The following is a 13,933-nucleotide window of genomic DNA, read 5'->3' on the forward strand; positions in this document are numbered from 1 at the left end:
TGTTTCTACTATATCGGCTTTGGCTCGATATGAAGGCCGTTTAAAGAAACGACGATACTAGTTTATCATAAAAAGCTATCGAACCGACGCTGATTCTATTTTAGCAACTGTCGCCGGATTTTTCATCACCCTTTATATCTTTCTCGTAAAACAGGTTGCAATTGTTCACGCTCTAATGCAGCTTCGATTGTGTCTGGAATCAGCGTCATATCAGCAACTAACGAGTTTGGTTTCTTATAAGGATGGTCCTGGCCGAGAGGAACAAAAAAGATGTTTTTTGTTGACATTAATCTCATAATATTCGTTCCATTTAAGCCAAGCGCATCATTTGTTGAAATTGCAAGAACAATTGGAGACTGATTTCTCATTGTTGCTTTTGTTGCCATTAGAACTGGTGAATCTGTCATCGCGTTTGCTAGCTTGCTAATTGAGTTACCTGTCATGGGCGCAATGATCATACAATCTAATGGATATTTCGGGCCCAAAGGCTCCGCTTTCGGAATCGAATCAATAATTGGTTCAGGCGTTGCCTCTTGAATCGCCTCAACCCAACTCTCACTCGTTCCAAATTTCGTATCTGTTGTTTGCACAGTATGGCTAACGATCGGTGTGACTTTCGCCCCTAAATTGACAAGCTCCTTTATTTGAGGGACGACTTCCTCGTACGTGCAGTGAGATCCGGTTAAGCCAAACCCTATATGTTTTCCTTCTAGGGTCATTCTAACCTCTCCTTTCTTATTCATGCTGCTCTCGTAAAAGTTTTGCTAACGTGGTGGCAATGATTTTCCCCGCCGTTTTCGGAGCAACAATGCCCGGTAACCCTGGAACGAACTTCGCTTTTATGCCAGCCTTTTTCGCATAGTCAAAATCAGTTCCCCCTGGGTTGGCTGCTAAATCGATAATTAAAGCGTGAGAGGATAGCTTACTAATCGTTTCTGCTGTCACAACTGGACTTGGAATCGTGTTTATGACAATATCAATATCTTCTAAGTTTTCTTCTTGTAACGAAGACAGAGGTACAATATTTGCACCCATTTCGTAGCCCCGAGCAAGACGCTCTGATTCTTGTGCAACGACGGTTACTTTTGCTCCCATCCCTTGAAAAAGGCGAGTGACCGTCGTACCTACACGTCCGAGACCAAATATACAAACATGACTATTATGAATGGTTTTATCCGTATGCTGAATTGCGGTCATAACGGTCCCTTCAGCGGTCGGAACGGAATTGTAAATAGCAACGTCATCACGGCCAAGTAGTTCAACAAAACGTTTCTCTGATTTCTGGATAAGTTTTTCGATTTGGTTCGTTTTAATCCCAGAATACAGTGTGCAAGACGGTTTCGTGTTCATAAACCAGTGTTCATCAAAGTAAACATACTCACTTGAAAAACGCGATTCAACTTTTCCATCAGCAGCAATTCCACTGACTGGCAAAATCACGGCATCAACGTCTGCAGGATGAATGGAAGAAAACGTATGATTTTCAACACCGGCAAATGGTTCTTCAATCTGGTCGAAACCGATTAAAGAAAGTTGAACACCCCGCTCCGACAATGTGTCGATTACTTCTAGCTGTCGCGCATCACCACCGATAATTACAACGTTCATATTGTTAAGCAATCGTTTTCTCCCCTTTCAAGATATTTTTTTAAGGGGATGGGTTATTGGAATGGTTATTTCACGATAGTCTATGTAAGAATCTTTATAGGCGTGTCGCCTTAGCTTGTCAAAAATAAAAAAGGACCTTTTAGAGAAGAGCAAAAAAAGAAAAGGTCTAACCTTTTCACAAAAACTTCTACAAGTGTAAACATACCCTAACGGATATGGACGAGAAGTTTTGTGTAGGTTAGACCTTAAATGATCATACTTCGATAATGATCATATCAGCACCGATTTTTTTAATTTGATTCCAATAAAATGTCACCTGTTTGTCTCGTTTTCCTAATCCAAACCACTTCATTGTCGGAACGACGAACGCTTCAATTTCGCCTGTTTCCTCATCGATGACGAGATCGGTTTGTCCGAGAACGCCTAACCGCTCTCCTTTTTCAAAATCGATAATTTCCTTGCTACTAATCTCACTTAGTCTCATATTTCTCCCCCTTAGACGAACTCTTAATTCACTTTATGGGGGATATCTCGATGTTAGACCTTGAACAGAAGGAAGTTAGTTTAAAATTTTAGGTACTTCACCATTGGCACTAATAAGTGAAACGGCACAAGAATGATCGAATAAGCGTTCACTTATCCGTTTAATATCAGCAGCTGTAACATTCTCGATATCTTTGACAAGCTCATCTAATGTTTTATGTCTACCAACGAGTAATTCATTCTTACCGTTTCTGTTCATTCTGCTGCTTGTGCTTTCTAAGCCTAGCATCAAATTACCTTTTAATTGTTCCTTTGCATTCGTGAGTTCTTTATCCGTTAAGCCTTGATCACGAATGGATGCAATCGTCGTCATCATAATGTCAGATACCTCGTCTAATTGAGATGGGTCAGTACCTGCATAGACAGTCATCATTCCTGAATCTAAGAATGCTGAATGGTAAGAAAAGACCGAATAGGCTAGTCCTCGTTTTTCACGTACTTCTTGGAAGAGACGGCTACTCATACTTCCACCTAGGACATTATTAATGAGCACTGTCCCGTATATATCTTTTTCATCGACAGCTACACCATTAAACCCAAGACAAAGGTGTGCTTGCTCGATATCTTTCTTTCGGACAATTTGTCCGTTAAAAAACTGCGGTTGTTTATGCTGTTCTGTTTCGCTTCTTTTTTTGATTGTTGAAAAAGATGATTCAGTTAAATCAATAAACGATTCATCCACATTACCTGCAACACTTACGACGACATTCTCAGCATGGTAATGTTGGTCCATATACTTTCGCAGGGCATCTCCATCAAATGTTTTTAACGTCTCAGCAGTGCCTAAGATCGGAAAACCAAGCGGGTGATCTTGGTAGATGGCTTCACCTAATAAATCATGAACAATATCGTCAGGGGTATCTTCATACATTTTAATTTCTTCTAAAACGACCCCTTTTTCTTTGTTTAATTCATCCTCATCAAATTTGGAACCGAAAAACATGTCGCTTAGAATGTCTAACGCTTGTTCAGCGTGTGAATCCATGACCTTTGCATATAAGCATGTGAATTCTTGTGCAGTAAACGCATTGACTTGTCCTCCAATTGCGTCAAATGCTTCTGCAATATCTTGTGCTGAGCGCTTTTCTGTTCCTTTAAAAAACATGTGCTCTAAGAAGTGAGAGATCCCATTTTGTTCAACGGTTTCAAATCGGGAACCCGTTCGAATCCAGATACCAATGGAAACAGACCTCACACTTTCATTTTTTTCATATACAATTCGTAATCCTTTATCCGTTTGTCTACGTTGTATCAAGCTTTGACCTCCTATTTCTCATCTGTATCTCTCGTTACTGGCAGACGTTTTTCGTCCATTAGTTCACTAACTGTTCCGATACGATATCCTTGGTCTTTGATTCCATCAATGATATCCTCAAGGGCACGTGCTGTCGACTGGGTTGGATGCATTAATACCGTCGCGCCATTATGCACATTGTCTAGCACTTTTCTCGTCATTTGTTCTGGAGCTGGGTTGCGCCAGTCAATCGTATCGACGCTCCACATCATTGTTCCCATATTACGGTCTGCTGCAAGTTTAACAACTTCATCTCGATAACTACCACTCGGTGGCGCAAACCAGTCTGGTGTGACATCCAACGTCGCTTCGATTACTTCATTCGTTTTATCCAATTCTTCAGCGATTTGTCCTGATGATAAATGACGCATATCTGGATGAGAATAGGCATGGTTTCCGATTTCATGTCCTTCCTCAACAATCATCTTAGCAAGTTTTGGATGATTTTTCACCCATGAGCCATCAAGGAAGAACGTTGAACGGATTTCTTGTTCATTCATCACCTTCAACAACTCTGGAAGTTCTTCATTTCCCCAAGCGACATTGACCATTAACGTCACCATCGGTTTATTTTCGTTACCGCGATAAATGGCAGACGGAGGCAAGTCTTCTAGTGATACTTCTGGTGATATTTGGTCATAAACGAGCCTGCGCTCATCAAATTGTCCTTCTTCCTTCATTTGTTCAAATGATGAAGTGACATCTACTTGCAAACCATTATACCCAGGGACAGCTTTCCACACTTTATCAACTCTTGCATCGATTGGATCTTCTTCATAATCGTCTCTGTACTCTAAAATTTCTTGATAAAGGGGATCCTCGGCTTGCATTGTCATCGTCGCTTCATCTGTTAAGTCATGAAGGTAGCTTGAGGTGATTGGATTTTTGACACTAGATAACGATAGCACTAAAATAAACAAAAACGTTGATATTTGAATAACACTTTTTTTAACCATCCCTCGTCCCTCCTGTCCATACATCCATATGCATGAAAAAAATCACCTAGAACGAGGTTAGATCATTCTGTTATATCCATCCGATATAAAAAGAGACTGGCTTGCACCTCCAGTCTCCTTCACCTACTTAGATTCAGTTGTTTTGTTTTCCTCAGCTTTTTTTGGCTTTGGTTCTTCGCCTTCTTCTAAGGTCGCTTTATGTGATAGGTTCACGCGGCCTTGAGAGTCAATTTCCGTAACTTTTACTTTTAACTCATCTCCAACGTTCACTACGTCTTCAACTTTTCCAACACGTTCGTTGGATAATTGAGAAATGTGAACGAGCCCATCTTTTCCTTTAAATAACTCTACAAAAGCACCAAATTTCTCAACGCGTTTTACTTTACCGACGTACGTCTCACCAACTTCAACTTCACGAATTAAATCTTCGATCAATTTCTTCGCTTGCTGATTCATTTGTTCATCAGAAGAAGAGATGAAAATACTTCCGTCTTGTTCAATGTCAATTTTCACACCCGTGTCTTCAATAATTTGATTAATCGTTTTCCCGCTTGGACCAATTACATCACGGATTTTATCTGGGTTAATCGACATTGTTAAAATTTTCGGTGCATGTTCAGACAATTCGTTACGTGGGGAACCGATGGCTGATTCCATATTTTCTAGAATCTTCATTCTTCCTTCGCGAGCTTGCTCTAAGGCACGAACGAGAACGTCTCGATTGATCCCTTCAATCTTAATATCCATCTGTAGCGCCGTGACACCTTGTTTTGTACCTGCTACTTTGAAGTCCATATCACCGAGCGCATCTTCCATACCTTGGATATCTGTTAATACGGTCATGTCGTCTCCATCTTTAACAAGACCCATAGCGATACCAGCAACTGGCGCTTTAATTGGTACACCGGCCGCCATCATTGCTAATGTACTTGCACAAATACTTGCTTGCGATGTGGAACCATTTGATTCAAGCACTTCTGATACGAGACGGATCGTGTATGGGAATTCCGTTTCTGACGGAATCACTTTCTCAAGTGCACGCTCCCCTAATGCACCGTGGCCAATTTCACGACGGCCAGGTCCGCGGATTGGTCCTGTCTCACCAACACTGAAGGATGGGAAGTTGTAATGGTGCATGAAGCGTTTTGATTCTTCAATACCAAGCCCGTCCAAAATTTGTACATCTCCTAAAGCGCCAAGTGTACATACGCTCAATGCCTGCGTTTGTCCTCTTGTAAACAAACCAGAACCGTGCGTTCGCGGTAGTAAATCGATACTTGAGGAAAGTCCGCGGATCGCATCAACTTGACGGCCGTCTGGACGAATATTATCTTTTGTAATCGAACGACGAACTTGTTCTTTCAACAGTTTGTCAAAAATTTCTTTGACTTCTTCTGTTCGATCTTCTTCTGCTTCTTCATATTCTGCGACGAGTTGATTTTTCAATTCATCAATCGCATCTTCACGAGCATGTTTTTCTGTCACTTTTGCCGCTTCACTTAAATCGCTCTCGACTTTCCCACGAACTTCTTGTTCAAGTTCTGGGTCAATCTCTTTCAATTTGACATCCATTTTTTCAACGGCTACAGCAGCAATCACTTCCTCTTGGAATGCGATCAAGCGCTTGATCTCTTCGTGACCAAACATAATCGCTTCAAGCATGACTTCCTCTGTCACTTCATTTGCACCAGCTTCAACCATGTTAATCGCATCTTTTGTACCTGCAACAACAAGGTTAATGTCACTTTTCTCCATAAGTTCTGTTGTTGGATTGATCACGAACTCTCCGTCTACGCGACCAATTGTTACACCAGCAATCGGACCTCCAAATGGAATATCTGAGATCGACAATGCAAGTGACGATCCAATCATTGCCGCCATTTCTGGTGAACAATCTTGATCATTACTCATCACCATGCTGATCACTTGTACATCATTTCTAAATCCGTCCGGAAAAAGCGGACGAATTGGACGGTCGATTAATCGACTTGTAAGAACGGCATTTTCACTCGGACGCCCTTCACGCTTAATAAAACCACCTGGAATTTTTCCAGCGGCATATAATCTTTCTTCATAATTTACGGTTAGTGGAAAGAATGGTATGTCTTTCGGTTCTTTAGAAGCGGTTGCTGTACAAAGGACTGTTGTATCACCATAACGAACGAGAACGGCACCATTTGCTTGCTTTGCCAGTTCACCTGTTTCGAACGTTAACGTTCGACCAGCCCAGTCCATTGAAAACGTTTGCTTTTTTTGTTCTTTCATTTACGAGTACTCCTCTCGTGCTCAAAATTGCTTTGTATTAGTTTAACCATTTCCTATGTACACAAACGAATGAATAAGAAAAAATTGATCTTTTCTATTGTAGCAAAATTTTCAACAATAAAAAAGCGGGCAATGCCCGCTTTTTGTTTTATCGACGTAAACCAAGTTTGTCAACGAGTTGACGGTAACGAGATACGTCTTTTTTACGTAAATACGTAAGCAAGTTACGACGTTGTCCAACCATCTTAAGTAGACCACGACGAGAGTGGTGATCTTGTTTATGGTCACGCAAGTGTTGGTTCAATACCGTAATTTGTTCAGTAAGGATAGCAATTTGAACCTCAGGAGAACCTGTGTCATTCTCGTGGGTTTTAAAATCCTCGATGATTTGGTTTTTACGTTCTTGAGTTAAGGCCATCCTATTTCACCTCCTTTTTTGTAAATCCCCTATCACTGAGCGGACGTCGGTGACTCGCTCCGCCAAGCAAAGGTTCTAATGCATATTTTAGAATACACGTTTTTATCGCAGATTTCAAGGGCTAGTCCAACATCAACGCGAAAAAAATTCAATTCCTCGTTGTTTGTCCTTGTTTATTTGCTCAATTAATTCATTCACAGATGAAAAAGCAACTTCCCCTCGTAAGCGCGAATGCCAAAATACTTCCACTGTTTTCCCATAAAGATCGCCATGGAAATCAAATAAGTGAACTTCAATTGTTGGTACATTTATTTTTTCGTTATTGAACGTCGGCTTATAGCCGACGTTACATACCCCATTATACAAGGCTCCTTCAACCGCCATTTGAACAGCATATACGCCTGTGTGCGGTGTTTGAAATCGATCTGTTAAAGACACATTGGCTGTTGGGAAACCAATCGTTCTGCCTCGCTTTTCACCATCTACGACTTCTCCTTCAATTGAATACGGCCGACCTAATAGATGACATGCCTGTTCAACATCACCATTCGAAAGTAAACCACGAATTCTTGTAGAACTAATTTTTTCTCCATGGTTATTTACTTTTCCAACAGTCGTTTGTGTAAACATCTCACGTGAATGAAAAGGGAGCGTCTCCATCGTTCCTTTACCTAAATGACCATATGTAAAATCAAACCCAGCAACGACATGTTCAGCATGTAAAGCGATAAAGTAATCATCTGCAAATTGTTGTGGGTTTAGATCAGCAAACATTTGTGTAAATTCAACAACAAAGATGCGATCTACACCAAGTTTTCGAATCTCAGCGATCTTTTTATTAAGTGGTGTTAAATAAGTCATGTTTTCGTTTTCTTTACGTAACACTTCTTTTGGATGAGGGTAAAAAGTCATCACAGCAACTTCTATGTTTTTTTCTTTTGCGATCGAAACCGCTTTTTCAATCACTGCTTGATGGCCATTATGTACCCCATCAAAAAAACCGAGGGCGATCACCTGTGGTGGAAATGACGATCGCTCATATCTGTGAGGGTGATGAATGTGGATGACGTCCAAAAATGACACCTCAACTTTTTTTCGAGTTGTTCAACCTTTATGACCCTAATAGCATTTTCTCTGGCTTCATAAAGCCTCGCTTATTAGGATGTTGTTGATAAATTGCTAAAATGCTTCCTTGTTGATTATACAAAGCAAATTGTTGTTCGTCTACGTTTTTTAACATCGGTAAGACAGCGCCGTTTCGTACAGAGGCTTCTGTTTTTTCATCAATCGTATATGATGGCCACTCGTGCATAGCCTTCTCAATCGGGTCCATCGCTTTAAATTGTTGATTGTTTTTGACCAGTTCATCAATTTGCTCAATCGTCCAACAATCTGATGAAGTAAACGGTCCTGCAGATGTTCGCGTCAATTGAGACATATGTGCTGGATAACCTAAGGCTTCTCCAATCGCAACAGCTAGTGTGCGTACGTACGTTCCTTTACTGCACGTTACACGAAACGGTACACGAATTTCGCTACGTTCTTCATCAAAGTCAGGAGAACCTGTGAGTGTTAACGAATAAATCGTCACTTCGCGTTCAGGGCGCTCCACTTCAATTCCTTCTCTTGCATATTCATACAAACGCTTGCCTTTTACTTTGACCGCTGAATAGTACGGTGGAATTTGTTTAATTCTTCCGCGTAACGGTTCGCAAGCTTTTTCTATTTCAGCTTCTGAAATCGATGCTTCGATACGTTTTTCAGCGACTACTTCACCAGTTGCATCTTCGGTTGTTGTCGAACGACCTATCGTTACTTCTCCTTCATACGTCTTATGATACTCGGTCAAATATTCAACGAGTTTTGTCGCGGTCCCTAAGCAGATTGGAAGCACCCCATCTACTTCGGGGTCAAGCGTGCCGGTGTGTCCGACTTTTTTTGTTCCATACCGTTCACGTATTTGCTTGACACAATCGAATGATGTTTCACCACGTTGTTTCCAAAACGGAATTACACCAGATATATTTCCCATCAATCCATCCCCTTTCCGCTTTAAAAAAAACAGCCTTTTTAAATATCATAAAGAAAAGGATAGACGCGGGCATCTATCCTTAAACCGTCAATTACTCTTTATTGAGGTCTCTAAGCAGTTCCTCAATACGGTTTCCTCTCTCAATCGATTCATCAAAGGTGAACTCTAATTCAGGGATTTTTCGCAGTTGGATTCGTTTGCCAACTTCAGAACGTAAAAATCCTTTCGCCTTTGTTAAACGTTTCATCGTTTCGTCTTTTTGTTCGTCATCTCCATACACAGTCACATATGCAGTCGCTTGTTGTAAATCACCCGTAACGTCAACAGCTGTGACAGTGACAAATCCGATTCGAGGATCTTTCATTTCTCGTTGTATAATGTCGGAGAGCTCTTTTTTTATTTGCTCACCTACTCGATTAGGTCTCACGTTGCTCACGTATTGACACCTCCTCATACTACGCCTTCAAAACATTTAAAGCCATTCCCAAACTGTTTCGGTGCGCTCAACCTCAGGAAAAGAGTCTATAAATGTTAACACTCTTTGTAATTCCTTTTCGCAAGCAACGCGATCGGAATTAACACCGACAATCGTGAGTTCCGATCGCTGCCAAAGGTTTTGATGTGACGTTTCAGCCACCGAGACATTAAATCGTTGTTTGATACGCGTGAGTACTCTTTGGAGCACAGCACGTTTTTGTTTCAGTGACGTAGATTCATAAATGTAAATGTCGAAGGTTACTGAACCGATCACGACGGTTTAATTTCCTCCATAATGTACGCTTCGAGAATGTCGCCTTCTTTAATGTCATTATAATTCTCAAGCGTAATACCACATTCATATCCTTTACGAACTTCCTTCACGTCATCCTTATAACGTTTTAGGTGACTGATACCTCCGTCAAACTGAACGACACCATCACGAATTAAACGGATCGAAGAATCACGCGTAATATAACCATCTGTAAGATAGCTACCAGCAATTGTTCCGATACGGGAAACTTTAAATGTTTGACGCACTTCAGCCTGGCCGATCACTTTTTCTTGATATACAGGGTCGAGCATACCTTTCATTGCTGACTCGATTTCTTCAATTGCATCGTAAATGACGCGGTGAAGACGAACATCAACTTTCTCAGATTCAGCTACACGGTTAGCATTTGCATCTGGTCGCACATTGAACCCGATGATAATCGCATTGGATGCACTCGCTAAAATAATATCAGATTCAGCAATCGCACCAGCACCAGCATGAATGATGTTGACTTTCACACCTTCAACCTCGATTTTTTCTAATGAACCACGTAATGCTTCGACAGATCCTTGAACGTCAGCTTTAATAATGACGTTGATTTCTTTAATATCCCCTTGTTGGATTTGTTCAAACAAATCGTCAAGGCTGACACGTGAAGTTTCTTTTCGTTCTGCTTCACGATGTTGTGTTGCACGTGCTTCTCCGATCTGACGCGCTTTCTTCTCATCTTTAAATACGATAAATGGATCACCAGCTGAAGGGACACTATTCAAACCAGTAATCTCTACAGGTGTTGATGGACCTGCTGTTTTCACACGGCGACCAATATCATTGACCATCGCTCGAACACGGCCGTGCGTATGACCAACGACGAGTGGATCACCTACTTCTAACGTTCCTTCTTGAACGAGTAAAGTTGCAACAGGGCCGCGACCTTTATCAAGCTCTGCCTCAACAACGGTACCGTACGCGACTTTGTCAGCAGATGCTTTCAGTTCTTCCACTTCTGCGACAAGAAGAATCATTTCTAATAATTCGTCAATGCCTTTAGCTTGTAATGCAGATACGTTAACGAAAATCGTATCTCCACCCCATGCTTCTGCAACGAGGCCATGCTCTGTTAACTCTTGCATAACACGGTCTGGATTTGCCCCTTCTTTATCTGTTTTGTTAACAGCGACGATAATTGGGACTTCTGCAGCTTTGGCGTGGTTAATCGCTTCAACCGTCTGTGGCATCACACCGTCATCCGCTGCAACAACAAGAATCGTGATATCTGTTACTTGTGCACCGCGTGCACGCATCGTTGTAAAGGCTGCGTGACCTGGTGTATCTAAGAACGTGATCTTTTGGCCACTTTCTTCAACTTGATAAGCACCGATATGTTGTGTAATACCGCCCGCTTCACCTGCAGTTACTTTCGTATGACGAATACTGTCTAAGAGCGTCGTTTTACCGTGGTCAACGTGACCCATGATCGTTACAACTGGTGGACGTTCTGTAAGTTTTGCTGGATCGTCTTTTTCAATGTGAACAGAAAGATCCGTTTCGTCAACAACAACTTCTTCTTCAGCTTCGATACCATAATCGTCAACGAGAAGTTCAATGGTATCTTTATCTAGTTCTTGGTTGATCGTTGCCATGACACCGAGAAACATTAACTTTTTAATAATTTCAGAAGGTTCTTTGTTTAATTTCTCAGCAAATTCACCGACAGAGATCGGTGCTGTATAAGTAATTTTACTTGGCATTTGATTAGCATTGTCTCGTTTATTTTGCGAACGTGGTCCCTGATTCTGGCGATTTCCGCCACCGCGACCTTTTTTATTTTTATCAACCTTTTTCCCCTTCGACTGATCTTTTTTGTTTTGCTGTCCTTGGGAAGGTTTTGATTTACTTTGTTGATTCGATTGCTGGTTGGAATTTTGTTGTTGGGATGGTTGACCTTCTTTTTTCGTTCCTTGTTCTTGTTTGTCTGAAGATCGATTCCCTAACGATTGATCCAACTTCTTCATTGTATCCTCTTGAATCACACTCATGTGATTTGAAACGGATACACCTAATTCTTCTAGCTTTGATAAAACCTGTTTACTCGTCAAATTTTTATTTTTCGCATATTCGTATATTCGCATTTTGCTCATATATTTACCTCCCATGTTCCGTAGTGTCAGAGAGCTTAACTCTCGTGTTCGTAGAGTTAGTCTTCTCCGAAAACTAGCTATTCCTGTCAAACATGGCCTCGAGTTTCTTAGCAAACCCGACGTCTTGAATGCCAATTACGACACGTTCATGTTTACCAATGGCATGCCCTAATGTTTGTCGGTCATCGGTAATAAAAACGGGCACGTTATAGGAGTAGCCTTTTTGTTTCATTTTTGTCTTCGTCGCCTCAGATGCATCACCTGCTAGCACGATACAATGTACATTTCCCTTCGATAAAGCTGCCCGTACAAGTTCTTCCCCAGAGACAACTTTGCCTGCGCGAAAAGCAAGTCCGAGAAGGTTAAGCCAAGGAGCACTCATGACGATGTCCCCTCACTTTGTTCTCGCACAATTTGACGAAGTTCTTCATAAATGTTGGCTGGAACCATTACATTCAAATGTCTTGAAAGGACGTTCTTTTTCTCCGCTTCATCAATGACTTCGAGCGAGGCAGTTACATACGCACCTCTTCCGGATTTTTTGGAGGTACGGTCGACAACCACTTCTTTTTCCGGTGTTCTCACGACACGAATTAATGATCGCTTATCTTTCATTTCTTGAGTGACGACGCATTTACGAAGGGGGGTCTTCTTTTTTTTCATCGTCTATCACCTCTTTTACGATTCCTCATTGTCTTCTTCAGGTGATTCATCTCCGAAGTCTCCGTCAAGGTCCCCTGTTAACCATTCTTCGACATCTTCGGTATCGTTGATTTCTTCACCTTCATCTTCAAAGAGAAATTCAGTTTCTTCTTCGAACTCAATTTCTGGTCGTTCGCTTACTTCAGCAGTTTCTACTGGCGCATTAGGATCATAAATGCCTAACTCTTCAGCTTCAGATTGACTCTTTATATCAATCTTCCATCCTGTAAGTTTTGCTGCTAAACGAGCATTTTGTCCGCGTTTACCGATCGCTAATGATAACTGGTGATCAGGTACGATCACTTGTGTCATCTGTTCTTCTTCATCAACTGTTACTTGTAACACTTTCGATGGGCTCAATGAATTTGAAACGTAAACTTTCGGGTCTTCTGACCAGTTGACGATATCGATTTTTTCGCCTTTTAATTCATCGACGATCGTTTGCACACGCTGACCTTTAGGTCCAACACAAGACCCGACAGGATCCACCTCTGGGTCTTCTGCATAAACCGCGATTTTTGAGCGGTCCCCTGCTTCTCTTGATACGGACCGAACTTCGACAGTTCCATCATAAATCTCAGGTACTTCTAATTCAAACAATCGCTTTAAAAGACCAGGATGTGTTCTTGAGATCATAATTTGTGGACCTTTTGTTGTTTTTTCAACTTTTGTTATAAAAGCTTTAATACGATCATTGTGCTTATATGATTCATTTGGCATTTGCTCACCAACAGGCATTAATGCCTCAACACGACCGAGATCAACGTAAATAAAACGATGGTCTTGTCGTTGAACAATACCTGTAATAACGTCTTCTTCACGCTCGATGAACTCTGAATAAATAATGCCTCTTTCTGCTTCACGAACGCGTTGTGTGACGACTTGCTTCGCCGTTTGAGCTGCAATGCGTCCGAAGTCTTTCGGTGTCACTTCAATTTCAACGATATCATCAACGTCATATTCAGGACTGATGCCCTTAGCTGCGTCAAGAGAAATTTCTAGACGGTCGTCAAAAACTTCTTCGACAACTTCTTTTCGAGCTAACACACGAATATCTCCGGTCTTTCGATCAATCGTTACACGAACGTTTTGCGCTTGATTAAAGTTTCGTTTATAGCCTGAAATGAGCGCTGCTTCAATCGCTTCAAGGATGAGTTCTTTATCGATCCCTTTATCCTTTTCAAGCGTTTCTAACGCATCTATGAATTCACTATTCACTTTAA

Annotated in this window: 15 protein-coding genes; all 15 read right to left on the reverse strand. The window is 41.3% G+C overall.

The genetic code is table 11. The features are described 5' to 3' along the window. Window positions 1–125: 125 nt before the first annotated feature. A complete protein-coding gene (locus tag HNQ41_RS00780) occupies window positions 126–719 on the reverse strand; it encodes a dipicolinate synthase subunit B (RefSeq protein ID WP_184662505.1) in 594 nt (197 codons plus the stop codon). A gap of 16 nt (window positions 720–735) precedes the next feature. Beyond that, entirely contained in the window at window positions 736–1,620 is an 885-nt protein-coding gene (gene dpaA / locus HNQ41_RS00785; RefSeq protein WP_246421444.1) for a dipicolinic acid synthetase subunit A, read from the reverse strand. 241 nt (window positions 1,621–1,861) lie between these two features. Next, window positions 1,862–2,092 carry a YlmC/YmxH family sporulation protein gene (locus tag HNQ41_RS00790; RefSeq protein ID WP_184662506.1) on the reverse strand — a complete coding sequence of 77 codons (231 nt, stop codon included), beginning with the start codon at window positions 2,090–2,092 and terminating at the stop codon, window positions 1,862–1,864. A 75-nt stretch (window positions 2,093–2,167) separates the two neighbouring features. Further along, complete coding sequence (locus HNQ41_RS00795) at window positions 2,168–3,406, reverse strand: M16 family metallopeptidase (protein WP_184662507.1); 1,239 nt, start codon at window positions 3,404–3,406, stop codon at window positions 2,168–2,170. An 11-nt stretch (window positions 3,407–3,417) separates the two neighbouring features. After that, window positions 3,418–4,401, reverse strand: a complete 984-nt coding sequence (locus tag HNQ41_RS00800) for a polysaccharide deacetylase family protein (protein ID WP_184662508.1) — start codon at window positions 4,399–4,401, stop codon at window positions 3,418–3,420. 123 nt (window positions 4,402–4,524) lie between these two features. Further along, on the reverse strand, window positions 4,525–6,666 hold the full coding sequence (locus HNQ41_RS00805) for a polyribonucleotide nucleotidyltransferase (protein WP_184662509.1): 2,142 nt from the start codon (window positions 6,664–6,666) through the stop codon (window positions 4,525–4,527). Window positions 6,667–6,814: 148 nt separating this feature from the next. Beyond that, window positions 6,815–7,084 (reverse strand): 30S ribosomal protein S15, encoded by a 270-nt coding sequence (gene rpsO, locus HNQ41_RS00810; RefSeq protein ID WP_184662510.1) that lies wholly within the window; start codon window positions 7,082–7,084, stop codon window positions 6,815–6,817. Between the two features lie 132 nt (window positions 7,085–7,216). After that, a complete protein-coding gene (gene ribF / locus HNQ41_RS00815; RefSeq protein ID WP_184662511.1) occupies window positions 7,217–8,158 on the reverse strand; it encodes a bifunctional riboflavin kinase/FAD synthetase in 942 nt (313 codons plus the stop codon). Window positions 8,159–8,195: 37 nt separating this feature from the next. Next, window positions 8,196–9,107, reverse strand: coding sequence for a tRNA pseudouridine(55) synthase TruB (gene truB / locus HNQ41_RS00820; RefSeq protein ID WP_425506940.1), 912 nt, complete (start codon window positions 9,105–9,107; stop codon window positions 8,196–8,198). 100 nt (window positions 9,108–9,207) lie between these two features. After that, window positions 9,208–9,552 carry a 30S ribosome-binding factor RbfA gene (rbfA, locus tag HNQ41_RS00825; RefSeq protein WP_343043302.1) on the reverse strand — a complete coding sequence of 115 codons (345 nt, stop codon included), beginning with the start codon at window positions 9,550–9,552 and terminating at the stop codon, window positions 9,208–9,210. 36 nt (window positions 9,553–9,588) lie between these two features. Further along, window positions 9,589–9,867 (reverse strand): DUF503 family protein, encoded by a 279-nt coding sequence (locus HNQ41_RS00830; protein WP_184662514.1) that lies wholly within the window; start codon window positions 9,865–9,867, stop codon window positions 9,589–9,591. Next, entirely contained in the window at window positions 9,864–12,008 is a 2,145-nt protein-coding gene (gene infB, locus HNQ41_RS00835; protein ID WP_184662515.1) for a translation initiation factor IF-2, read from the reverse strand. Before infB ends, HNQ41_RS00830 begins: the two co-directional genes overlap by 4 nt. Window positions 12,009–12,081: 73 nt before the next feature. Next, window positions 12,082–12,390, reverse strand: coding sequence for a L7Ae/L30e/S12e/Gadd45 family ribosomal protein (locus HNQ41_RS00840; RefSeq protein ID WP_184662516.1), 309 nt, complete (start codon window positions 12,388–12,390; stop codon window positions 12,082–12,084). After that, window positions 12,387–12,671: an RNase P modulator RnpM gene (gene rnpM / locus HNQ41_RS00845; RefSeq protein WP_184662517.1), complete on the reverse strand. Its 285-nt coding sequence runs from the start codon at window positions 12,669–12,671 to the stop codon at window positions 12,387–12,389. Before rnpM ends, HNQ41_RS00840 begins: the two co-directional genes overlap by 4 nt. A gap of 15 nt (window positions 12,672–12,686) precedes the next feature. Beyond that, window positions 12,687–13,928 carry a transcription termination factor NusA gene (gene nusA, locus HNQ41_RS00850; RefSeq protein WP_343043303.1) on the reverse strand — a complete coding sequence of 414 codons (1,242 nt, stop codon included), beginning with the start codon at window positions 13,926–13,928 and terminating at the stop codon, window positions 12,687–12,689. Window positions 13,929–13,933 lie beyond the last annotated feature (5 nt).

The sequence above is a fragment of the Texcoconibacillus texcoconensis genome (assembly GCF_014202575.1).
Lineage (GTDB): Bacteria > Bacillota > Bacilli > Bacillales > Salisediminibacteriaceae > Texcoconibacillus > Texcoconibacillus texcoconensis.